Genomic DNA, 21,706 nt, shown 5'->3' with positions numbered 1-21,706 from the left:
TACCTTTCTGATAGCGGCCACCTCGATGTATTGTATTTTGTCGCATGAGGTTCATTGTACACCATGACCGGAAGTGGGACATAATCATTTGCGTTACAATAGGACATTATCATATGTGAATCAGAGGGGACGGAGGACAACAAAAAATAATCCTTGACACGCCAGGCATCGTGTTCTATAATATTGAAGCGTGAGTTTGTAAGTTAAAATCCCTTAGCCCCGGGTTTTAATCGTACAGTAGAAAATTGAAATCGAATACAGTAGAGCAATTTGAAGGAGGTAAACCCGATGAAAACATTCATGCCAAATGCGCAAACCATTGAGAGAAAGTGGTATGTTGTTGACGCTAATGGACAAACTCTAGGTAGACTGGCATCAGAAGTCGCCAAAGTCCTCAGTGGTAAGACGAAAGCCATCTACACACCACATGTGGATACCGGTGACCATGTGATTGTAATAAATGCAGACAAGGTTGTCCTGACAGGAAACAAGTTGGACCAAAAATACTACAGATACCATACAGGCCATCCAGGTGGATTGCGCGAGATCAAATACCGCGACATGATGATCAAAAAACCTGAAGAAGTGGTCATGCATGCGGTGAAGGGCATGCTTCCCTCCACGAAGCTGGGACGTCAAATGCTGAAGAAACTGCGTGTCTATAGAGGCGCTGAACACAACCAGGAAGCTCAACAGCCAGAAGTTCTGGAATTGAAATTCTAATTGCAGCTGGAAGGAGGAAAAAAAATGGCACAAGCTAAGTATTATGGTACAGGACGTAGAAAAAGCAGCGTTGCTAGGGTATATCTTGTTCCCGGCACCGGAAACATAACGGTAAACAAAAGAAACATCGAAGATTTCTTCGGATTGGAAACGTTGAAGGTGATTGTGCGCCAGCCCCTGGAGCTTACACAGACAGGAGACAAATTTGACGTTCTGGTAACAGTCAAAGGGGGAGGATACACCGGACAAGCCGGCGCGATCCGCCACGGTATCTCCAGAGCCCTTCTGGAAGCGGATTTGGAGTTCAGACCCGCTTTGAAGAAGGCCGGATACCTGACAAGGGACCCCAGAATGAAGGAAAGAAAGAAATATGGACTGAAGTCCGCCCGTCGCGCGCCCCAGTTCTCCAAGAGATAAAGGACGTCCGACAAAACCCCCGGGAAACCAGTGTTCCCGGGGGTTTTTCTTATGTCCCGGACCCCCGGGATGTCCTGATTTTTCCGCACAAGACCGGCTGGCTGTGCTATAATGGAGAAATGGAATTTTCATCGAAAGGAAGTGCGGCCATGGCCAAATTCACACATCTGCATGTGCATACGGAATACAGCCTCCTGGACGGCTCCTCGAAAATAGGGGAACTGGTGCGGCAGGCCAAGAAACTGGGAATGGAGAGCCTTGCCATCACGGACCATGGGGTCATGTACGGCGTGGTGGACTTCTACCGGGAAGCCAGGAACGAGGGGATCAAACCCATCATCGGATGCGAGGTGTATGTGGCCCCCCGGTCCAGGAAGGACAAGGAAGGCAAAGGGGATGCGGCCAACCACCATTTGGTGCTGCTGGCTGAAAACGAAACGGGATACCGGAACCTCATGCAGCTGGTCTCCTTCGCCTTCACGGAAGGCTTCTACTACAAGCCCAGGATCGACAAGGAGTTGCTCCGGCAACACCGGGAGGGGCTCATCGGCCTGAGCGCCTGCCTGGGAGGGGAGGTTTCCCAGGCGCTCCTGGAGGAGGACTACGGAAAGGCGAAAAGGGCCGCCGTCGAGTACGTGCGGATCCTCGGGGAGGGCAATTTTTACCTGGAGGTCCAGGATCACGGTTATGAGGAGCAGAAAAGGGTGAACGTCCAGATGGCCCGCCTGTCCCGGGAACTGGGGATCCCGCTGGCGGCCACCAACGACATCCACTACACCTTCGAGGAGGACGCCAGGGCCCACGACATCCTCCTCTGCATCCAGACCAACAAGAAGGTGGGGGACCAGGACCGGATGCGTTACCAGGGAGGCCAGTTCTTCTGCAAATCCCCGGAGGAGATGGAGTCCATCTTCAAGGACCTGCCCGAGGCGGTGGCCAACACGGAAAGGATCGCCCAAAGGTGCAATGTGGAGCTGGAGTTCGGGAAGCTGAAGCTGCCGGTCTATCCGGTCCCCTCGGGGACCGGTCCAGTGGAATATTTGCGGGAGCTTTGCCTGGAGGGGCTTGCCCGGCGGTACGGGGAGCGGGCCAAGGAGCAGCTGCCCAGGCTAGACTACGAGCTGGATGTCATCGGCAACATGGGGTATGTGGATTATTTCCTGATCGTGTGGGACTTCATCAAATACGCCCGGGACCATGGGATCATCGTGGGTCCTGGCAGGGGATCCGCAGCGGGAAGCCTGGTCTCCTATTGCCTGCGGATCACCGACATCGATCCCATCCGCTACAACCTGATTTTCGAACGGTTCCTGAATCCGGAACGGGTAAGCATGCCGGACATCGACATCGACTTCTGCTACGAGCGGCGCCAGGAAGTCATCGATTATGTGGTGGAGAAGTATGGAGAGGAGAAGGTGGCCCAGATCATCACCTTCGGCACCATGGCCGCCAGGGCCGTCATCCGGGATGTGGGGAGGGCCCTGGACCTGCCGTATGCGGAAGTGGATGCGGTGGCCAAGATGATCCCCCAGGAACTGAAGATGACCATCGAAAAGGCCCTCTCCATGAACAAGGAACTGGCGGCCCTCTACAGCCAGAAGGAGGAGGTCAGGCTGCTGATCGACATGTCGAAGCGCCTGGAAGGGCTGCCCCGGCACAGCTCCACCCATGCGGCCGGCGTTGTAATCTGTGATGCGCCCGTGTACGCCTATGTCCCCCTTTCCTCCAACGAAGGCGCCGTCACCACCCAGTTCCCCATGAACACCCTGGAGGAGCTTGGACTGCTGAAGATGGACTTCCTGGGGCTGAGGACCCTGACGGTCATCCAGAACACGGTGGAGGCGGTGTTCAGTGACCGGGGGATCCAGCTGGACCTGGACAACCTGGAGTATGGGGATCCCCAGGTCTATGAACTCATCTCTTCTGGAAGGACCGAGGGGGTGTTCCAGCTGGAAAGCGAAGGGATGAAGTCCTTCATGAAGGAGCTCCGGCCGGAGAACCTGGAGGACATCATCGCCGGAATTTCCCTCTACCGACCGGGCCCCATGAGCTCCATCCCCGCCTATGTGCAGGGGAAGAGGAACGCGGACAGGATCCAGTACGACTGCAAGGAGTTGGAACCCATCCTGGGGACCACCTACGGCTGCATCGTCTACCAGGAGCAGGTGATGCAGATCGTCCGGGACCTGGCGGGATACACCCTGGGCCGGAGCGACCTGGTGCGCAGGGCCATGTCCAAGAAGAAAAGCAACATCATGCTCAAGGAAAGGCAGAACTTCATCTACGGGAACCCGGAAGAAGGGGTGGAGGGCTGCGTGGCGAAGGGGATCGACGAGAAGGTGGCGGCCAAAATCTATGACGACATGGAGGATTTCGCCAAGTACGCATTCAACAAATCCCATGCCGCGGCCTATGCCATCGTGGCCTACCAGACCGCCTACCTGAAGTGCAAATACCCGGTGGAGTTCATGGCGTCCCTCATCTCCTCCGTCATGGGGAACACCCCCAAGGTGGCGGAATACGTCCTGGAACTGAAGGCCATGGGCATCCGGATCCTGCCGCCGGACGTGAACGAAGGGGATTGGAACTTCTCCGTCTCCAAGGACAGCATCCGGTTCGGGTTGTCCGCCATCCGGAATGTGGGGCGTCCGGTGATCGAGGCCCTGGTGGAGGAGAGGAAGAAGAACGGCCCCTACCGCTCCATGACCCAGCTGGTGCGCAGGATGGACGGCCGGGACCTGAACAAGAGGGCGCTGGAAGGGCTGATCCTGGCGGGGGCCCTGGATTCCCTGGGAGGCACCAGGATGCAGTACATGCAGAATTGCAAGACCCTGCTGGACGCCGCGGCCATCGGACGGAAATCCGTCATGGAAGGGCAGGTGAACCTCTTCGACTTGGGGGCCGCAGAGGAACCGGACGCGGCGGACCACTTTCCGGAGACGGGGGAATTCCCCCAGGACCAGCTCCTGGCCCACGAGAAGGAAATGCTGGGAATCTATGTCAGCGGCCATCCGTTGAGCAGGCATGAGGAAGAGTGGCGGAGGAAGACCAGCAACACAAGCGCGGATTTCCTCTATGTGGAAGAGGCCCAGGAGGGGGGGCTGCGGGTGGTGGAAGGCCAGCAGGCGGTGATTGGAGGCCTCCTGTCGGAAAAAAGCGTCAAAAACACCCGCAACGGCCAGACCATGGCCTTCCTCACCCTGGAGGACCTGTTGGGAACGGTGGAAGTGGTGGTCTTTCCACGGCAATACGAGAAGTACAAGGACCTGTTGCTGCTGGAAAACAAGATTTTCGTGAAGGGCAGGGTGACGGTCCAGGAAGAGCAGGATGCGAAGCTGGTCTGCGACACCATGGCCCTCTTTGGGGAGGGAGGAGGGGCTCCCCCGGCGCGGGAGGCCCCGGCCCCGGAAAGGCTGGGGCTGTTCTTCGCCGACCTGGAGAGCTACAACCAGTTGGCGGAGCAGGTCCATGCCCTGCTGGAAGGCCAGCCGGGGGAGGCGCCCGTATTCCTGATCCTGCGGAAGGAGAAGCAGAAGAAGCGCGGGGAGAAAGGGGTCCGCCCCACGCCGGAGCTCCTCCGGAAGCTGGAGGGACTGCTGGGACAGGGGAATGTGAAGCGCCAGGGGGGAACCCTGGAGGAGGGGCGCTGAAATCTTTACCCGCATCCAGTTGAAATAACCGGTGAGATGTAATACAATAATGACTGACAATGCAATCAAGAGTCGTGGAGGTAATCAGATGTCAAAAGAAATCAATACAATCGGCGTACTCACCAGCGGAGGAGATGCTCCAGGCATGAATGCGGTAATCCGTGCGGTGGTCCGGACGGCTTTGGCAAGGGGGAAGAAGGTCATGGGCATCCGCAAGGGATACAGCGGCCTTTTGAGCGGAGACATATTCGAGATGGACTCCAGAAGCGTCTCCGACGCCATCCAGCGGGGAGGGACCATCCTGCAGACCGCCCGGTGCAAGGAGTTCATGACCGAAGAAGGACAGAAACGGGGCGCTGAAATGTGCCAGGTTTTCGGCATCGACGGACTGGTGGTCATCGGCGGGGACGGTTCCTTCAAGGGGGCCGAACGCCTGGCCCATCAGGGGATCAACACCATCGGCATCCCCGGGACCATCGACTTGGACATCGCCTGCACGGACTACACCATAGGCTTCGATACGGCCGTGAACACGGCCATGGAAGCGATCGACAAGATCCGGGACACATCCACGTCCCATGAACGCTGCTCCATCGTGGAAGTCATGGGACGCCATGCTGGATACATCGCCCTCTGGTGCGGAATCGTCAACGGCGCCGAGGAGGTGTTCCTGCCGGAGGTGGAGAACATCACCCAGGACGACCTGATCCGCCGGATCCTGGAGAACAAGAAAAAAGGGAAGAAGCACAACCTCATCATCATGGCGGAAGGCGTAGGGGGAACCAACGAGCTGGCCGAAAAGATCCAGAGGATCACAGGGATCGAGACCAGACCCACCATCCTGGGGCATCTGCAACGGGGAGGAAGCCCATCCGCTCTGGACAGGTACCATGCGTCCATGATGGGGGCGGCAGCGGTGGACCTGCTGTGCGAAGGGAAATCCAACAGGGTGGTGGCCTTCAAGAACGGCGAGTATATGGATTTCGACATCAACGAGGCCCTGGCCATGGAGAAATCCATCCCGCCCCGGGCCAGGGAAGTGGAAAGGCTGTTGGAGTCCAGATGACCAGCGGCTCCCCTGCCCAGAACAGAAAGGAGGACCGCCATGTCCATCAATTGTTTGCGGTGCGGGAAGCCGTTGGAAGAAAACAGCACGGTCTGCAAATATTGCGGTGAGAGCCTGCGGCTGGATGCGGTGGAGGATTTCGACGCCCTGATCCGGAGCATCCTGGAAGAGGAGGACCGGACGAGGAAGCCGGGAGGCAAGGAAGGGAAGGGGCAGGCGCCAGCCAAGGAAAAGCCCCTGCGCACCCCCTTCGTCGTCGGCCTTCTGGGCATCTCCACCCTTCTGGTCCTGGCGCTCCTTTTCGTCATGACCCTGCCCTGGTTCGTCCTGACGGGGTCCGGAACCATCCGGGGGATGGTGGTGGAAGAGGGAACCCTAGGGTTCCTGGAACCTGGAGTCGGAAACCTTCCTCCGGGCACGGAGGTTCCCGAGGACCAGGTCCTGGCCCGCTGGTCGCCCCTGGACCTGGCCGCGTACCTGGCCGCCGCCGGCCGTGAGCAGGCAAAGGTCCCGCAAGTGGACGGCACCGGCAGGATCTCCGTACCCGCCGGTGTCCATATGGCCTACACCTTCGGGCTGCTGCTGGCAGCCCTGTTGGCGGCCCTCAGCCTTCCCCTGTACTGGCTTGACAAAAGACTGCGCTGGATGGAGCTGGTCCGGGGATGGGCCGTGGGGGCCCTCCTCCTTACCGGACTGCAGACCATGGCCATGAAGGTGCCCTACCTGAACATGTTCGCCCTCCGGGCCCAGGGGGCCATCCGGGGCGGGGACAGGATAAACGCCGTCCGGATCACCATGGAGGGGATTGCCGTAAACGACCGGCTGTACGGGGTCCGTATCCAGGAAACCCCCTACCTGCTTCTGGGGGTGGCCCTGACGGGGGCCTGGATCATGACAACAACCCTGCTGGTGGCCCATTACAAGAACAAAGAGCTGGAGAAGCTGTGATAGAGGTCCGGTTCGCCGGACCAGGGAGGCGTTATGAAAATCAATATAGATGCATTCAAACTGCATCCCACCCAGATCCTTGTCCTGGGTTTCCTGGGGGTGATCACCCTCGGAACCATGCTGCTGATGCTGCCGGTGGCGAGCAGGAGCGGCCTGTCCATAGGATTTGTGGATGCCTTGTTCACCGCCACCTCCGCCGTCTGCGTGACGGGTCTGGTTGTGGTGAACACCATGGAGCACTGGACCATGTTTGGGAAGTTGGTCATCCTGCTGCTGATCCAAATCGGGGGACTGGGCTTCATGACCATCACCACCACCTTCTTCATCCTGTTGGGGAAGAAGATCCGCCTGAAGGAACGGCTGGTGATCCAGGAATCCCTGGGGCAGACCTCCATTTCCGGCATGGTGAAGCTGGTGGTGAACATCCTCCTGGGGACCCTGATCTTCGAGGGGATCGGCGCGGTCCTGCTGAGCATCAAGTTCGTTCCGGAATATGGGGCCTACGGGATATTCATGGGGATCTTCCATTCCGTGTCCGCTTTCTGCAATGCGGGCTTCGACATCATCGGCCAGGAAAGCCTGATCCCCTACCGGGGGGACATCCTGGTGAATTTCGCCGTCATGTCCCTGATCATCCTGGGGGGCCTTGGTTTTTCCGTATGGATGGACCTGGTGCGGGTCACCAAGGACAGGTACAGGAAGCGCTATACCTGGCGGCGCTGGTTCCGCCAGCTCTCCCTGCACACCAAGCTGGTCCTGTCCATTTCCCTGGGGCTGATCCTCAGCGGCGCCGTCTTTTTTCTGGTGGCGGAGGGATGGAATCCCAACACCCTGGGAGGGCTGGGGGCAAAGGACAAGTTCCTGGGGGCCCTGTTCCAGTCGGTGACGGCCAGGACCGCGGGATTCAACACCATGCCTTTGGATGTGATGACCAACGGTTCCAAGTTCGTCACCATCATCCTGATGTTCATCGGGGGATCCCCTGGGGGCACAACGGGCGGGGTGAAGACGGTGACCATGGGCGTGCTGCTGCTCTCCATGCTGTCGGTCGTCCAGGGGAAGGAAGAGCTTGTGGCTTTCAAAAGAAGGATTCCCGACACCACCATCAAGCGGGCCCTGGCTGTGGTCATGATCAGCCTTTTCATGGTCATCGCCGTCACCCTGGCGCTCTCCATGACGGAGGAGACCAGTTTCATCAACATCTTCTTTGAAACGGTTTCCGCCTTCGCGACGGTGGGACTGACCCTGGGCATCACCCTGGACCTGGAGACCGCCAGCAAGCTGCTCTTGAGCTTCACCATGTTTGCCGGCAGGTTGGGGCCGGTCACCCTGGCGGTTGCATTCTCCCTCCGGGGAACCCACAAGTCCAGCATCCACATGCCGGAAGAAAAAATAATGGTTGGTTGACAAAGGAGTACATATGGCAAAACAGAAGGATTTTGTTGTGTTTGGGTTGGGCAAGTTCGGCAGGAGCGTGGCCCAGACCTTGTCCCAGAACGGCTGCGACGTGCTGGCCATCGACAGGAACGAGGAGATCATCCAGGAAATCTCCGAGTATGTGACCCATGCGGTCCAGGCGGACGTGACGGACCAGGACGCCCTGCACTCCCTGGGGATCCGGAATTTCGACGTGGCGGTGGTGGCCATCTCCAACGACATGCAGGCCAGCATCATGGCCACCATCCTGGCCAAGGAAATGGGGGTAAAATATGTCCTGGCCAAGGCCCAGAACAGCATCCACAAGCGGGTGCTGGAGAAGGTGGGGGCGGACAAGGTGATTTTTCCGGAAAGGGAGATCGGGGTCCGGATCGCCAACAACATCATTTCCGACAACTTCGTGGACTACATCGAGCTGTCCAACGACTACAGCATCGTGGAAATCGCCGTCAACGACCATTGGATCGGCAAGACCCTTCGGGAGCTGAACCTGCGGGTCGTCTATGGGGTGAATGTCATGGCCATCCGGGACGGGGAGGACATCTCCGTCACGCCGGGGCCGGACAAGGTGCTGCAGGCAGGGAATGTCCTGGTGGTCATCGGAAGCAACGACAATCTGCGGAAGATCAACATGAAAAATGTCTAGGGCGATCATCAGCAGCCCGGCGAACGGGAAAATAAAACAACTGCAGAAGCTGCGGGAGAAGGCCGCCTTCAGGAAAAGGGAGGGGGTCTACCTCCTGGAAGGGAAGAAGTCCATCCGGGAAGCGTCCCCCGGCAGCCTGCGGGAGGTCTACCACACCCAGGAATTCCAGGAGAGGGAGGGGCATTGGCTGGAAGCCCTACGGGAGGCCGGTGTCCCCTGCCAGCCCGTATCGGAGGCCGTATTCAGGAAAATATCGGAGGAGAACACGCCCAGCGGTGTGCTGGCGGTGGTCCGGACCAGCACCACCGCCCTGGAGGAGCTGGACCTGGAGGGGAATCCCCTGCTGGTGGCACTGGAGAGGATCCAGGACCCCGGAAACCTGGGAACCGTCATCCGGACGGCCCATGCGGCGGGGGCCAGGGCAGTACTGGTGTCGAAGGAAAGCGCGGACATCCATCATCCGAAGGCGCTGAAAAGCACCATGGGGTCCATCGGCCGCATTCCGGTGGTCCAGGACCTGGACCTGGGGGAAGCCCTGGAGTTCCTCCGGGAACGGGGGGTGGCCACCTGGGCTGCGGCCCTGGAAGACAGCGAAGACCTCTTTGGGGCAGACCTTTCCGGAAAGGTCTGCATCCTGGTGGGGAACGAAGGCAGGGGCATCAGCAGGGAGCTGCTGGAGGCGGCCCAGGGGCGGGTCCGGATCCCCATGCCCGGAGGCGCCGAAAGCTTGAATGCGGCGGTGGCCGCATCCGTCCTCCTGTATGAGGCGCTGCGGCAGAGAAGGCAACCCTAAGGGGTTGCCTTCTCGACGTCTTCAGCCAAAGTCCGGGCCATTTCCGGGGTGATGGAATTGAGGCCGTCCATGGGGACTGCCAACAGCCTCCCGGCCAATTCCCGGGATCCGGGCAAGTCCCCTTCCCCAAGGCGGAGGCGTGCCAGGTGGTAGAGGCTGTCCACCTGCCCGGGATGGAGGGAAAGGGCCTTCTCGAAAGCCGCCTTGGCCTGGTCCCCCTTCCCTTCCGCCAGATGGATCTGCCCCAGATTGTCGTAGGCGGTGGAGAGGTCCGGGGACCGTTCCAGGGCCGCCTCCGTATGGAACCTGGCTTCCCGCAGGTGCCCCAGTTCCAGATGGAGATACCCCAGGGACACGAAGTCCTGGGCGGTGAAATAGGGGTTTTCCTTCAGCAGATGCTCCCGTTCGGCGGGGCTCCAGTCCACAGGGCGGGAAAGGTCCGCCATGTCGTAGAGGAGCTTCTCGTAGGCAAGGACCGCCTCCTCCACCCGGCCCAGCTTCCAGAGGCATAGGGCGATGTTTGCCTTCATGGTCTTGTTCACATAGAAATGCTTGGAATTCGCAAGGGCCTGTTCAAAAGCTTCCTTTGCCTGAGCATAGGAGCCCCCGCGCAGAAGCAGCAGGCCATAGGACCCAAGTACGGGGATGTGTCTGGTCCCCATCCCAAGGGCCCTGCCATAAAACCCCATGGCCCGGTCCGGCCGCTTCCTTCCGTACTGCAGGAACAGTCCCGCCAACCCCAGCAGGGTTCCGGTCCAGCGCCGCAAGAACCATTGTCTTGCCATAGCGACCAACTCCTTTCCAGAGAAATTTTTCCATCCCCATGGTAGCATGCCGGTTGGAATTATGCAAATGGTTTGTCGGTTGCGCCTGCATCGTCGAACTCTTCATTGCAATGTGGGGGAAAATTGGGTACAATAAGAGCAGAATTAGGGAAAGGAGGGAACTTATGGAACCGTATGTGCTTTGGCTGGTTGTGATCATCGCAACACTGCTGCTGGAAGTGGCAACCATGTCCCTGACATCCATCTGGTTCACGGTTGCTGGAGTCGTCGCCCTGCTTCTTTCCTTTACCGGTCTTTCCTTCCAGTGGCAGGCCGGTGTGTTCATCGTGCTGTCCGCCCTGCTCCTTTGGCTCATCTATCCTCTGGCCAGGAAGCGTTTGAAGCCTCGGATCACCAGGACGAACTATGAGGCGGACATCGGAAAGACAGGCCATGTGATCCAGACCATAAACAACATGGAAGGCAAAGGACAGGTGAAGCTGCAAGGGCAGGTCTGGAGTGCGAAGGCCGCCCCTGTCCCTGGGCCCGGCGGGGCCAGGGAAACGCCGGTTATCCACGCGGGCAGCACCGTGGTGGTGGTGGATATCCAAGGGGTGAAGCTGATCGTTGAGAAGATGGAAGGACAGGAAACGGAGAAACAGGACCAGACAGCAAAGGAGAACTGAATCATGGAAGGAATAGGCATCCTCATACTCATCGCCATCATCCTGGTGGTCGCAAACATCAAGGTGGTCACCCAGTCCAACGCGTTCGTCATCGAGCGCCTGGGGGCATATCTGACCACTTGGTCCACGGGAATCCACTTCAAGATTCCCCTCCTGGACCGGATCTCCAAAAGGGTCAGCATCAAGGAGCAGGTCATCGACTTCCCCCCCCAGCCGGTCATCACCAAGGACAATGTGACCATGCGCATCGACACCGTCATCTACTATCAGATCACGGACCCAAAGGCCTTCACCTATGGGGTGATGAACCCCCTGTCGGCCATCGAGAACCTGACGTCCACCACCCTCCGGAACATCATCGGCGACCTGGAGCTGGACGAGACCCTGACCTCCAGGGAGATCATCAACACCAAGATGCGCAGCATCCTGGACGAAGCCACGGACCCGTGGGGAATCAAGGTCAACCGGGTGGAGGTGAAGAACATCATCCCTCCAGCCGAAATCCAGGACGCCATGGAGCGGCAGATGAAAGCGGAGCGGGGACGGAGGGAGTCCATCCTGCGGGCCGAAGGGGAAAAACGGTCGGCCATCCTGGTGGCGGAAGGAAAGAAGGAGGCCATGATCCTGGAAGCGGAGGCGGAGAAGCAGGCGGCCATCCTCCGGGCGGAAGCCAAGCGGGAAGCCAACATCCGGGAAGCGGAAGGGGAGGCCCAAGCCATTCTGACCGTGCAGGAAGCCACCGCGGAAGGCATCCGGATGATCAACGCATCCCAGCCCAGCAAGGAAGTGATCTCCATCCGGGGATTGGAGGCCTTTGCCAAAGCGGCCGACGGCCAGGCGACGAAGATCATCATCCCATCGGAAATCCAAGGCTTGGCGGGATTGTCCCGTTCCCTGTTGGAGGCGGTCAAGGACTGACGGCAAGGAAACGCAGCGGATTGTACGGGGTCAAGCCAACGGCTTGGCCCCGTTTGCTTTTGGATTGTTAAATGCAGGTTAAGTGACCCCTAAAGGAGGGCAGCCAGTTGAAAAGAGAAATCATCGCCGCGATAGACATGGGGAGCCATGCGATCCGCATGAAAATAGCCGAAGTGGACAAGTCCGGCAAGTTCAGGGAGCTGGAAAGCTTCAAAAAAATGGTGACCATCGGACATGACACCTTCACCATGGGGAGGGTGGGCATCCAATCCGTAGACCAGATCTGCAGCATCCTGGAGCTGTTCAAGAAATCCTTGGCCGAATACCAGGTGGAACGGTACGGCGCCTACGCCACCAGCGCCTTTAGGGAAGCGGCCAACAGGGATTACATCATCGACCAGATCCGCCTGCGGACGGGCATCCAGGTGGAGATCCTGGATTATGCCCGGGAGCAGTCCCTCACCCACAACGCCATCAAGAACACCCTGCCCGACTACGGGATGCTGATCAGGGAAGGGGCAGTGATTGTGGTCATCGGGGCAGGCAACATCCAGGTCACCTGCTACAAGGAGGGGGTCCTGGAGTCCAGCCAGAACCTGAAGGTCGGTGTGCTCCGGATCCGGGAGACCTTCGAGAACCTGGAGGATGTGGAGCTGAGGTACAATGAAATCCTGGACGAATACATCACCACCAACCTGGAATGCGTGGAATTCTTCCGGCAGACCAAGGTCTACAGGCATCTGATCGCCTTGGGCGGTGAGATGAATGTGGTGAAACAGATCGTCTGCAGCGAAATTCCAGGCGGAGACGACAAGCTGCACAAAAGTGACTTCGAGGCCTTCTACCGGGAGGTGTACGACAGTCCCAGGGAGAGGCTGGAGGAGCGCTTCGACATCCAGCGGGAGCAGGCGGAACTGCTGCTGCCCACCATGATCCTGTTCAAGAAGTTCCTGGACAACATCCAGGAAGACAAGATCCACATCCCGCTGGCATCCCTGACGGATGGTATCCTGAACATCCTCTATGAGGAACGTTTCCTGGTGTACAGGAACGAGGCCATGGCGCTGGACATACTGGCCAGCGCAAGGGTGCTGGGGGAGCGCTTCCAGTACAACCGGATCCATGCGGAAATGGTGGAAAGGAACGCGCTGTTGATTTTCGAAAGGACCAAGACGCTCCATGGGCTGAAGAAGGAGCGTCTGCTGCTCCGGGTGGCCTGCATCCTGCACGACATCGGCAAGTTCCTGTCCCTGAACCAGCATTCCCTGAACTCCTACCAGATGATCAAATCCTTGGAAGTGTTCGGCCTTTCCAAGCGGGAGATGCTGCTGGTGGCGAACATCACCCGGTACCACAGCGGATACAGGCCCCTGCACCGGGACGAAAGCTTCTTCTCCCTCACCCAGGGGGAACGGGTGCTGGTGGCCAAGCTGGTGGCGGTGCTGAAGCTTGCGGATGCGCTGGACAAAAGCCACAAGCAGAAGATCCTCCTGGACTCCGTGAAGCTCAGGGGCAAGGAGCTGGTCATCAAAGGACATGTGAAGGCGACCGTCAACACCACCCTGGAGGAATGGACGTTCCAGAAGAAGGCGGACTTCTTCATCGAGGTCTTCGGGATCCAGCCCATCCTAAAAATAAGCAAGGAGCTGTAGCCATGAATGGAAAAATAGATTTGGACAACCCGGCCTATTACGAAAACAGGGAGCTTAGCTGGCTTTCCTTCAACCAGCGGGTGCTGGAGGAGGCCATGAACCCCGACAATCCCCTGTTCGAGCGCCTGAAATTTCTGGCCATCACCAGCTCCAACCTGGACGAGTTCTTCATGGTGCGGGTGGCGTCCCTGAAGGAACAGGTCAGTGCGGAATACGACAAGCCCGACTATGCCGGCATGCTTCCCGGGGAGCAGCTGGCGGCCATATCCCTGCGGGTCCATGGGATGGTCCAGACACAGATGCGGCATCTGGAGCGGTCGCTCCTGCCCCTGCTCAAGAAAAGCGGAATTGAACTGCTGGAACCACGGAAGCTGAACAGGGAACAGGCAAGCTATGTGGAGAAATATTTCAACGACGTGATCTATCCTGTCCTGACCCCGTTGGCGGTGGACTCCGGCAGGCCATTTCCCCTGATCCTGAACAAGAGCCTGAACATTGCGGTCCTTCTGGAGCACAAGGAGGAGCTCCTCTTCGCCACCGTCCAGGTCCCCGGTGTGCTGCCCCGGCTGGTGGAGGTGCCGGCCAACGGGAACGGAGGGAAATGCATGGTGCTCCTGGAGAAACTGATCATGGACCATGTGGACAGGCTCTTCATCGGCTACCAGGTCCTCTCCAAGGCCCCCTACAGGATCACCAGGAACGCGGACCTCTCCATCGACGAGGAGGAGGCGGAAGACCTGCTCCTGGAGATAGAGAAGTCCATCAAGAAGAGGAAATGGGGGGAAGCCATCCGCCTGGAGGTGGACGGTTCCATGGACCAGCGGCTCCTGTCGTTGCTGAAGGGCTCCGTACGGATCGCCGACCAGGACCTGTACAGGATTGGAGGCCCCATCGACCTGACCTTCCTGATGAAGATGGTGCAGATGAAGGGGTTCGAGCAATTGAAATTCCCTCCCTTCGAGAGCGTGGACCCCAAGGACCTGCTGGGGGTGGAGGACTACTTCCAGGCCATCCGGGAAGGGGATGTGTTCCTGTCCCATCCCTTCGAAAGCTTCCGGCCGGTGGTGGAATTCATCACCGGCGCGGCCCGGGACAGCAAGGTCCTGGCCATCAAGCAGACCTTGTACAGGGTCAGCGGGCAGTCGCCCATCATCAGGGCCCTGGCGGAAGCCGCGGAAGCCGGCAAGCAGGTGACGGTGCTGGTGGAGCTGAAAGCCAGGTTCGACGAGGAGAACAACATCCAATGGGCCAGACGCCTGGAGAAGGCGGGATGCCATGTGATCTACGGTCTGGTGGGATTGAAGACCCACAGCAAGGTTACGCTGGTGGTCCGGGCGGAGGAAGACGGAATACGCAGGTATGTCCATTTGGGCACAGGCAACTACAACGACATCACCGCCCGTCTCTATACGGACATGGGTCTGTTCACCTGCAACGAGAAGATCGGTGCGGACGTTTCCGCGGTGTTCAACACCCTTTCCGGATATTCGGAGCCTCCCCAATTGTACAAGCTGGCCATGGCGCCCACAGGCATGCGGGAAAAGTTCAACTACCTGATCCGGAGGGAGGCGGCCAATGCGGCGGCGGGAAGGCCGGCGCGGATCGTAGCCAAGATGAACTCCCTCTGCGACTTGGAAATCATGCAGGAGCTGTACCGGGCCTCCATGGCAGGGGTGGAGGTCGAACTGGTCGTCCGGGGAATCTGCAGCCTGATTCCAGGGATTCCGGAGGTCAGCGACAAGATCACGGTGCGGAGCATCGTTGGAAAGTACCTGGAACACAGCCGGGTGTTTTATTTCCTGAACGACGGGCATGAGGAATTCTACCTTTCCAGCGCGGACTGGATGCCCAGGAACCTGAACCGCCGGGTGGAGCTGCTTTTTCCGGTGGAGGACCCGGGAATCAAGGGGCGCCTGAAGGGGATGATGGAAGTATGGCTGAAGGACGTGGTGAAGGCGAAGATGAAGGATTCGGAATGCATCTACAAGCGCATCGACCGGAGGGGAAAGGCCCAGATCGAATCCCAGTCCTATTTTGAGGAAGAAGCCGTACGGAATCGGAAGTCCTTTGTGGAGGGGCACATGGGCGAGACATTCGTTCCCGTGACGGGGAAGAACTTGCCGAAGGAACAGGGGAATCGGTCTTGACAAAAAGGGAAATGTCGTATAGAATAAATATAAAATTATATGCATAAATATACATGAGAGGTGAACATATGGGAATAAATTTGAAGGGGAGAAGCCTGCTGACGCTCAAGGACTTCACACCCGAGGAAATCAAGTATCTGCTGTCCCTGGCTTCGGACTTGAAAAGGAAGAAAAGGATGGGGATCAAGGGCAGCCTGCTGGAAGGCAAGAACATCGCCCTCATTTTCGAGAAGCCCTCCACCCGGACCAGGTGCGCATTCACCGTGGCCTGTGTGGACGAGGGGGGACATCCCGAATACCTGGGCAAGGGGGACATCCAGTTGGGACACAAGGAATCCGTGGAGGACACGGCCCGGGTGCTGGGACGCCTGTTCGACGGAATCCAGTTCAGAGGCTTCAGCCAGGAGAATGTGGAGAAGCTGGCCAGTTGCAGCGGCGTTCCTGTTTGGAACGGCCTGACCGACGCCTACCATCCCACCCAGATCCTTGCCGACCTGATGACCCTGCAGGAACAGTTCGGGCAATTGAAGGGACTTCGGCTGGCGTTTGTGGGGGACGGAAGGAACAACGTGGCCAACAGCCTGATGATCGGATGCGCCAAGATGGGCGTGCATTTCACGTTGGTGGCTCCCAGGAGCCTGTGGGCGGGAGAAGAGCTGGTGGACCTCTGCCGTTCCTATGCGGCGGACTCCGGTGCGACCGTCAGCCTCACGGACAAGCTGGAGGGGGTGGAAGGTGCCCATGCGGTCTACACCGACGTGTGGGTTTCCATGGGGGAAGAGGACAAGGCTGCGGAGCGGCTGTCCCTGCTCCGGCCCTACCAGGTGAACGAGGCGCTGATGGCCATGACCAAAAGGGAGGATGCGGTGGTGCTGCATTGCCTTCCGGCGGTGAAGGGGAACGAGGTCACCGAAGAAACCTTCGAGAAGCATGCGACGGTCATTTTCGACGAGGCGGAGAACAGGATGCATACCATCAAGGCGGTGATGGTGGCTACCCTATAGGATATTGAAAGGCGGGCTCCCGGGAGGAAGCCCGCCTTTCAATATCCTCCATCCACGGGAAGCAGGGCTCCGGTGATGTAGCTGGCCTTGCCGCTGGAAAGGAAGCAGGCCATTTCGGCGATCTCTTCCACGGTACCCATGCGGCCCAGGCTGACCCCTTCGTTGAACATCCGGACTTCCTCCGGCGAAAGGTGGGCGTTCATGGCGGTGTCGATGCCGCCGCAGAGGATGGCGTTGACCCGGATTCCGCTGGGACCCAGCTCCTTGGAGAGGGACTTGGCCAGCGCGTTCAGCCCCCCTTTCGAAGCGGCATAGGCCGCCTCGCAGGAGGCGCCATGGACTCCCCAGATGGAAGAGATGAACACGATGGATCCGGACTGGCGGCGAACCATCCCGGGAATGATGTGATGGGAAAGGTTGTAGGCGGAAGTCAGGTTGGTGGATAGGATCCGGTGCCATTCCCCTGGGGGAAGGTCCGTCAGAAGCCCGTAGTGGGCGACCCCTGCGTTATGGACCAGCGCGTCCAGCTGTCCGAAGGACGCCAGGATTCTGGAGTGCATCTCCCCGACTTGGTCGAAGTCGGACACGTCCCCGGGCAAGTACAGGCAGGAAGCACCTAGGGCCTCCACCTCCCGCCGGGTCCGCTCCAGTTCCTCCAGGCTCCTGGAGGCGTTCACGGCCACGTTCCATCCCTCCCGGGCGAAGCCCAGGGCGATGGCCTTTCCGATGCCCCTGGAAGCCCCGGTTACAAATACGTTCTTTTTCGATTCCATGGGTGACTCCTTTCCGCCCCACTATAACACAAAAACCTCCCAAAAAAAATATACACCCCAAAAAAATTGTGTTATGATAGTAAAAGCAATTTATGGGAGGTAAAACCATGCGAAAGCTGAACACATGGGTGCTGCTTCTGGCGGCCATCCTGATCATAGCGGGTTCGGCGGCGGTCTCCGCCTATGAGGACGCGGCCCTGGCGCGGCCGGGAACGGAGCAGGATGGCGCATCCGATGCGGAGGGCGGCAACGGGACTACGGCGGAGGGGTCGGACCAGGAGCAGGAAGCGTCGGTTCCGAAACCGTTCACAGGGCTGCTGGTGGGGTTCGACAAGTCGGAAGGTCTGACGGACGTGCTGATGGTGGGCTACCTGGACACCGAAAACCATACGGTGAAGCTGATTTCCCTGCCCAGGGACCTGCGGATCGACTTCAGGGATGAGGAATTCCGCCAGATCAAGAAGGAAAACCCGAAACTGCACGTGAATGCATGCAAAATCAATGAGATATACAACTACGCAGGCGCCGACCGCAGGGCCATGCAGACGCTGAAGGAAGTGGCGGCCACCGTCATCGGTCTGGAAATCGACACCCTGGCCACAGTGGACCTGAAGGGATTCAAGGAAATCGTAGACATCCTGGGAGGCGTACCTTTCGACGTGCCCCAGCGGATGCGCTACACGGACCCTGTCCAAGGACTCTACATCGACCTCCAGAAAGGCCCCCAGGTGCTGGATGGCGACCATGCGGAGCAGCTGGTGCGTTTCCGAAGGTACCCCGATGGGGACATCAGCAGGATTGCGGTGCAGCAGGCCTTCATCCGCGCGATGCTGGAGCAGGTCTATCAGGTGAAGGAATGGGACAAGATCCAGGAACTGGCCCGGTCCGTGTTCGGCATGATCGAATCGGATTTCGGCTTGAGCTTCGCAATGGGGTATGCGGAATACTTCTTCGGTTTGGAGCCGGACCAGATCCTGGACAGCAGGAACATGATAACCCTGCCCTCCTACGGGACCAGAATCGATGGAATCTGGTACCAGGAATGGAAGGCGGAGGAAGTCCGGACCGCCGTGCGGGAACTGTTGGAGGACGCGGGTGGGGATGCGACGGAAACGGAAATGCAGGAGCCCGAGGAATAGGAAAGCCCGGAAGCCAGGCAAACCAGCAAGGACATAGGAGGCAATGAATTGGCAAGGAAAGTGGATCGGGGCCAGAAAAGGCTTTTGGTAAAATTCATCAAGGTATTCAGTATGACGTTCCTGCTGCTGCTTTTGGTGGCAGGGCTGGCGACAGGAGCCTATGTGCTGCTGGCGAAGAACAGCCTGTTTGAAAGCTGGAGGAACAAGGCGGAGGACAGGAAGGCGGAAGAAGCGGCACGGGAGGCGCTGATGGGCAAGCCGAACACCACCCTGGCGATTTTCGGGGTGGACAAGGACGGGTTCAGGACGGACGTGGCCATGGTGGCCGTATTCAACCACCGGACGGCGGATGTGGACATCGTTTCCATTCCAAGGGACACCCAGATCAGGATACCGGACGACATCTATGAGGAAATCACCAGCAGGCGCAAAGGGGTCAGCCAAAATGTGAAGATCAACGAGGTCCCGGCCTATGTGAAATCCGAAGACAGGAACAAGGTGTCCGTAAAGGTCATGGAGGAAACCTTCGGGGTGGAAATCGACCATTATGTCAACATGGACCTGGACGGGTTCAAATACATGGTGGACATGATCGGAGGCGTTCCCATGGAAGTCCCCATGGACATGAAGTACAGCGATCCGGAACAGGACCTGGAAATCGACCTGAAGGCGGGGCAGCAGACGCTCTCCGGAAGCCAGGCGGAACAGCTGGTGCGGTTCCGAAAAGGGTACGCGGATGGGGACATCGGCAGGATCAGTGTGCAGCACACCTTCATGAAGGCCTTCATGGCCCAGCTTCTGAAGGTGGACAACCGGCTGAACATCATGAACATCGGCGCGTCCGCGCTCCTGTATGTGGATACGGACTTCTCCAATGCGCTGGACTACACCATGTTCATCGACCAGATCACGCCGGAGAAGATCCATATGCACATGCTGCCGGGGGAAGTGAACGACCGGAACCGGGCCTACTACACCTATGATTATGAGGAAACCAAGCTTCTCTTCGAGCAGATCCTGAGCGGGACGGTCCGCGAGGGCGAGGAGGGGGAAGGGACAGAGGACGGCGAAGGCCAGTCCGTGGAGCCGGCCAAAATCATCAACCCAAAGGACCTGGCGATTTCGGTCCAGAACGGAACGCGGATCAGCGGTTTCGCCGCAAAGACGAAGGATAGGCTTGCCCAGGCAGGCTACACGGTGCTGGAAGCGGTCAATTATGAGAACAAGCCGGTGCAGACCACCCGGCTGAAGGTGCCCACCCAGGAGGTGGGAGAGGCCCTGGCGCGGGAATTCAACAACCCGAAGATCGAAGTGGACGAAAGCCTGTTGGACCAGGAGCTGGAAATCATCATCATCCTGGGCGAGAGCGACGGAAACCAATAGAAGACGAGGAGGAGCGGTTGTGAGAAGAATACATGCACTATGGTTGGCAATCCTGCTGGTGGCCTCCACCCCCCTGGTCCACCATTCCTTCGCATCCGGCGTGGATCCCGGAAGCATGCAGGACCCTCTGGTGACCAAAAGCTATGTGGACCAGAAGATTGCGGAAATCAGCGGCGTGGTGGAAGTGCCGGCGACGGAGCCGGCCCCTGCTGTTGAAATCCCCACTTTTGTGGTGGTGCAAGCCAAGGCGGGGCAACAGGTCCTATGCGAGGAAAGCACGGAGCTGATCCTGCGGGCGGGGAAGGCCGCAGCCATCGGCAACAGCGGCGGGGACGGCCTTTCCAATGTGACGCTGGGAGCGGACCTGAAGGACGGGCAGGATGTGCCCATGAACCATTTGCTGATCATCCCGCGGACCGACGGCAGAGGCATAAAAGTCTTGCAGGACAACACCTTCGTCATGGTCAGGGGAAGCTACAGCATCCGATAGGAGGACAGGAACGGCATGGCAACGAGCAAAGTCAATATCCTGGGTGTGCGGTTCCAAAGGGGGACCATGGAACAGATCGTATCCAGGGCCATGGAATTCATGGAAGGGCAGAAGACAGGGACAATCTACACCCCCAACCCGGAAATCGTCATGGAGGCCTACGGGAATCCGGAAGTCATGGCGGCATTGAACCGGGGAGACCTGGTGATCCCCGACGGCATCGGCGTGGTCCTGGCATCCAGAATCATCGGGGAACCCTTGCCCGAGCGGGTGGCCGGATTCGACACGGTGCAGATGCTCTTCGCCAAAATGGCGGAACAAGGCAGGACCGCCTATTTTCTGGGAGCCGCACCGGGGGTGGCCAAGGAAGCTGCCTGCCGGATGGAGGAAAAGTATCCGGGCCTGAAGGTCTTGGGTGCGGAGGACGGATACTTCAAGGAGGAGGAATCCCCAGCGCGGATCGAACGGATCAACGCCTGCCGGCCGGACCTGTTGCTGGTGGGTCTGGGGGCGCCCAGACAGGAGCTGTGGATCGACAGGCACAAGAGCCGGCTGGAGGTGAAGCTCTGTGCAGGCGTGGGAGGAAGCTTCGACGTGATGGCAGGCACGGTGAAAAGGGCCCCCGACATCTTCATCCGGCTGGGGCTGGAATGGTTCTACCGGCTGCTGAAACAGCCCAGCCGGTGGAAGAGGATGATGCGGCTGCCGCTTTTCCTGGGCCTGGTGTTCCTCAAGGGAAGGAAGTACCCCCAGGACAGCCGGTAGAATTGCACAGGGTTGGAATGTCAAGCGGAAAAAGCACAGGGGATTGCACAAAGCTCCCTTGTGCTTTTTGTCTGTTTTAAACAACGGGGGGAAAAGGCGGGATTTGGACGGAAAAGAACCGGTCCGGGCCAAATAAAAAAAGGGAAAACGTCGGGCGGATCCTTTCGTCTAATTTGTACAGGCGATGGTGACACGCCGTCCGGCTCCCCGGTTCCGGTTGTTTAATTAGGATAACATCCAGGGGCGTTTATGGGCAAAAGCATGAAGGAAAGGGCCTCGTATGCATTTTAACCAATTGCCCGGGG

The 21,706-nt window shown here is 58.7% G+C and carries 19 protein-coding genes; 17 read left to right on the top strand and 2 right to left on the bottom strand.

Features of this window, described 5'->3' with window-relative positions:
• The first annotated feature begins 288 nt into the window (after window positions 1-288).
• From rplM to GXN74_RS07910, 8 genes are all read left to right on the top strand, one after another.
• Window positions 289-723, top strand: coding sequence for a 50S ribosomal protein L13 (rplM, locus tag GXN74_RS07945; protein ID WP_162370402.1), 435 nt, complete (start codon window positions 289-291; stop codon window positions 721-723).
• A 24-nt stretch (window positions 724-747) separates the two neighbouring features.
• Window positions 748-1,140 (top strand): 30S ribosomal protein S9, encoded by a 393-nt coding sequence (gene rpsI / locus GXN74_RS07940; protein WP_162370401.1) that lies wholly within the window; start codon window positions 748-750, stop codon window positions 1,138-1,140.
• 149 nt (window positions 1,141-1,289) lie between these two features.
• Window positions 1,290-4,790, top strand: a complete 3,501-nt coding sequence (locus tag GXN74_RS07935; protein ID WP_162370400.1) for a DNA polymerase III subunit alpha — start codon at window positions 1,290-1,292, stop codon at window positions 4,788-4,790.
• Window positions 4,791-4,890: 100 nt separating this feature from the next.
• Window positions 4,891-5,856 carry a 6-phosphofructokinase gene (gene pfkA / locus GXN74_RS07930; protein ID WP_425481843.1) on the top strand — a complete coding sequence of 322 codons (966 nt, stop codon included), beginning with the start codon at window positions 4,891-4,893 and terminating at the stop codon, window positions 5,854-5,856.
• A gap of 39 nt (window positions 5,857-5,895) precedes the next feature.
• Window positions 5,896-6,804, top strand: a complete 909-nt coding sequence (locus GXN74_RS07925) for a zinc ribbon domain-containing protein (protein WP_162370398.1) — start codon at window positions 5,896-5,898, stop codon at window positions 6,802-6,804.
• Between the two features lie 33 nt (window positions 6,805-6,837).
• Window positions 6,838-8,211 carry a TrkH family potassium uptake protein gene (locus GXN74_RS07920; protein ID WP_162370397.1) on the top strand — a complete coding sequence of 458 codons (1,374 nt, stop codon included), beginning with the start codon at window positions 6,838-6,840 and terminating at the stop codon, window positions 8,209-8,211.
• 13 nt (window positions 8,212-8,224) lie between these two features.
• Window positions 8,225-8,887, top strand: coding sequence for a potassium channel family protein (locus GXN74_RS07915; protein ID WP_162370396.1), 663 nt, complete (start codon window positions 8,225-8,227; stop codon window positions 8,885-8,887).
• Entirely contained in the window at window positions 8,880-9,680 is an 801-nt protein-coding gene (locus GXN74_RS07910) for a TrmH family RNA methyltransferase (protein WP_162370395.1), read from the top strand. Before GXN74_RS07915 ends, GXN74_RS07910 begins: the two co-directional genes overlap by 8 nt.
• Here the strand turns inward: GXN74_RS07910 and GXN74_RS07905 are convergent.
• A complete protein-coding gene (locus GXN74_RS07905; protein WP_162370394.1) occupies window positions 9,677-10,465 on the bottom strand; it encodes a tetratricopeptide repeat protein in 789 nt (262 codons plus the stop codon). The genes GXN74_RS07910 and GXN74_RS07905 overlap by 4 nt on opposite strands.
• Window positions 10,466-10,629: 164 nt before the next feature.
• Between GXN74_RS07905 and GXN74_RS07900 the strand changes: the two genes are divergently transcribed.
• The 5 genes from GXN74_RS07900 (at window position 10,630) to argF (ending at window position 16,851) form a co-directional block, all read left to right on the top strand.
• On the top strand, window positions 10,630-11,130 hold the full coding sequence (locus tag GXN74_RS07900; protein WP_162370393.1) for an NfeD family protein: 501 nt from the start codon (window positions 10,630-10,632) through the stop codon (window positions 11,128-11,130).
• A gap of 3 nt (window positions 11,131-11,133) precedes the next feature.
• Complete coding sequence (locus tag GXN74_RS07895) at window positions 11,134-12,048, top strand: SPFH domain-containing protein (RefSeq protein ID WP_162370392.1); 915 nt, start codon at window positions 11,134-11,136, stop codon at window positions 12,046-12,048.
• A gap of 107 nt (window positions 12,049-12,155) precedes the next feature.
• On the top strand, window positions 12,156-13,700 hold the full coding sequence (locus GXN74_RS07890; RefSeq protein WP_162370391.1) for a Ppx/GppA phosphatase family protein: 1,545 nt from the start codon (window positions 12,156-12,158) through the stop codon (window positions 13,698-13,700).
• A 2-nt stretch (window positions 13,701-13,702) separates the two neighbouring features.
• Window positions 13,703-15,847, top strand: coding sequence for an RNA degradosome polyphosphate kinase (locus tag GXN74_RS07885; protein ID WP_162370390.1), 2,145 nt, complete (start codon window positions 13,703-13,705; stop codon window positions 15,845-15,847).
• A 68-nt stretch (window positions 15,848-15,915) separates the two neighbouring features.
• A complete protein-coding gene (gene argF, locus GXN74_RS07880; RefSeq protein WP_212505735.1) occupies window positions 15,916-16,851 on the top strand; it encodes an ornithine carbamoyltransferase in 936 nt (311 codons plus the stop codon).
• 38 nt (window positions 16,852-16,889) lie between these two features.
• Here the strand turns inward: argF and ymfI are convergent, their stop codons facing one another.
• On the bottom strand, window positions 16,890-17,624 hold the full coding sequence (gene ymfI, locus GXN74_RS07875; RefSeq protein ID WP_162370389.1) for an elongation factor P 5-aminopentanone reductase: 735 nt from the start codon (window positions 17,622-17,624) through the stop codon (window positions 16,890-16,892).
• A gap of 107 nt (window positions 17,625-17,731) precedes the next feature.
• On the opposite strand from ymfI, the gene GXN74_RS07870 reads away from it, so the two are divergent.
• Genes GXN74_RS07870 through GXN74_RS07855 form a run of 4 tightly spaced genes read left to right on the top strand, consistent with a single transcriptional unit; the run spans window position 17,732 to window position 21,401 of the window.
• Entirely contained in the window at window positions 17,732-18,763 is a 1,032-nt protein-coding gene (locus tag GXN74_RS07870) for an LCP family protein (protein ID WP_162370388.1), read from the top strand.
• A 48-nt stretch (window positions 18,764-18,811) separates the two neighbouring features.
• Window positions 18,812-20,146 (top strand): LCP family protein, encoded by a 1,335-nt coding sequence (locus GXN74_RS07865; protein ID WP_162370387.1) that lies wholly within the window; start codon window positions 18,812-18,814, stop codon window positions 20,144-20,146.
• 19 nt (window positions 20,147-20,165) lie between these two features.
• Window positions 20,166-20,636, top strand: a complete 471-nt coding sequence (locus GXN74_RS07860) for a hypothetical protein (RefSeq protein WP_162370386.1) — start codon at window positions 20,166-20,168, stop codon at window positions 20,634-20,636.
• A 15-nt stretch (window positions 20,637-20,651) separates the two neighbouring features.
• The gene (locus GXN74_RS07855; protein WP_162370385.1) at window positions 20,652-21,401 is read left to right on the top strand and encodes a WecB/TagA/CpsF family glycosyltransferase; all 750 of its coding nucleotides are present in this window, start codon (window positions 20,652-20,654) and stop codon (window positions 21,399-21,401) included.
• Window positions 21,402-21,706 lie beyond the last annotated feature (305 nt).

Source organism: Anaerotalea alkaliphila, assembly GCF_010179735.1.
GTDB classification, from domain to species: Bacteria; Bacillota; Clostridia; order Lachnospirales; family Vallitaleaceae; genus Anaerotalea; species Anaerotalea alkaliphila.
The sequence above is the reverse complement of the archived record's forward strand: the minus strand, read 5'-3'. Positions and strand labels throughout refer to the sequence as shown.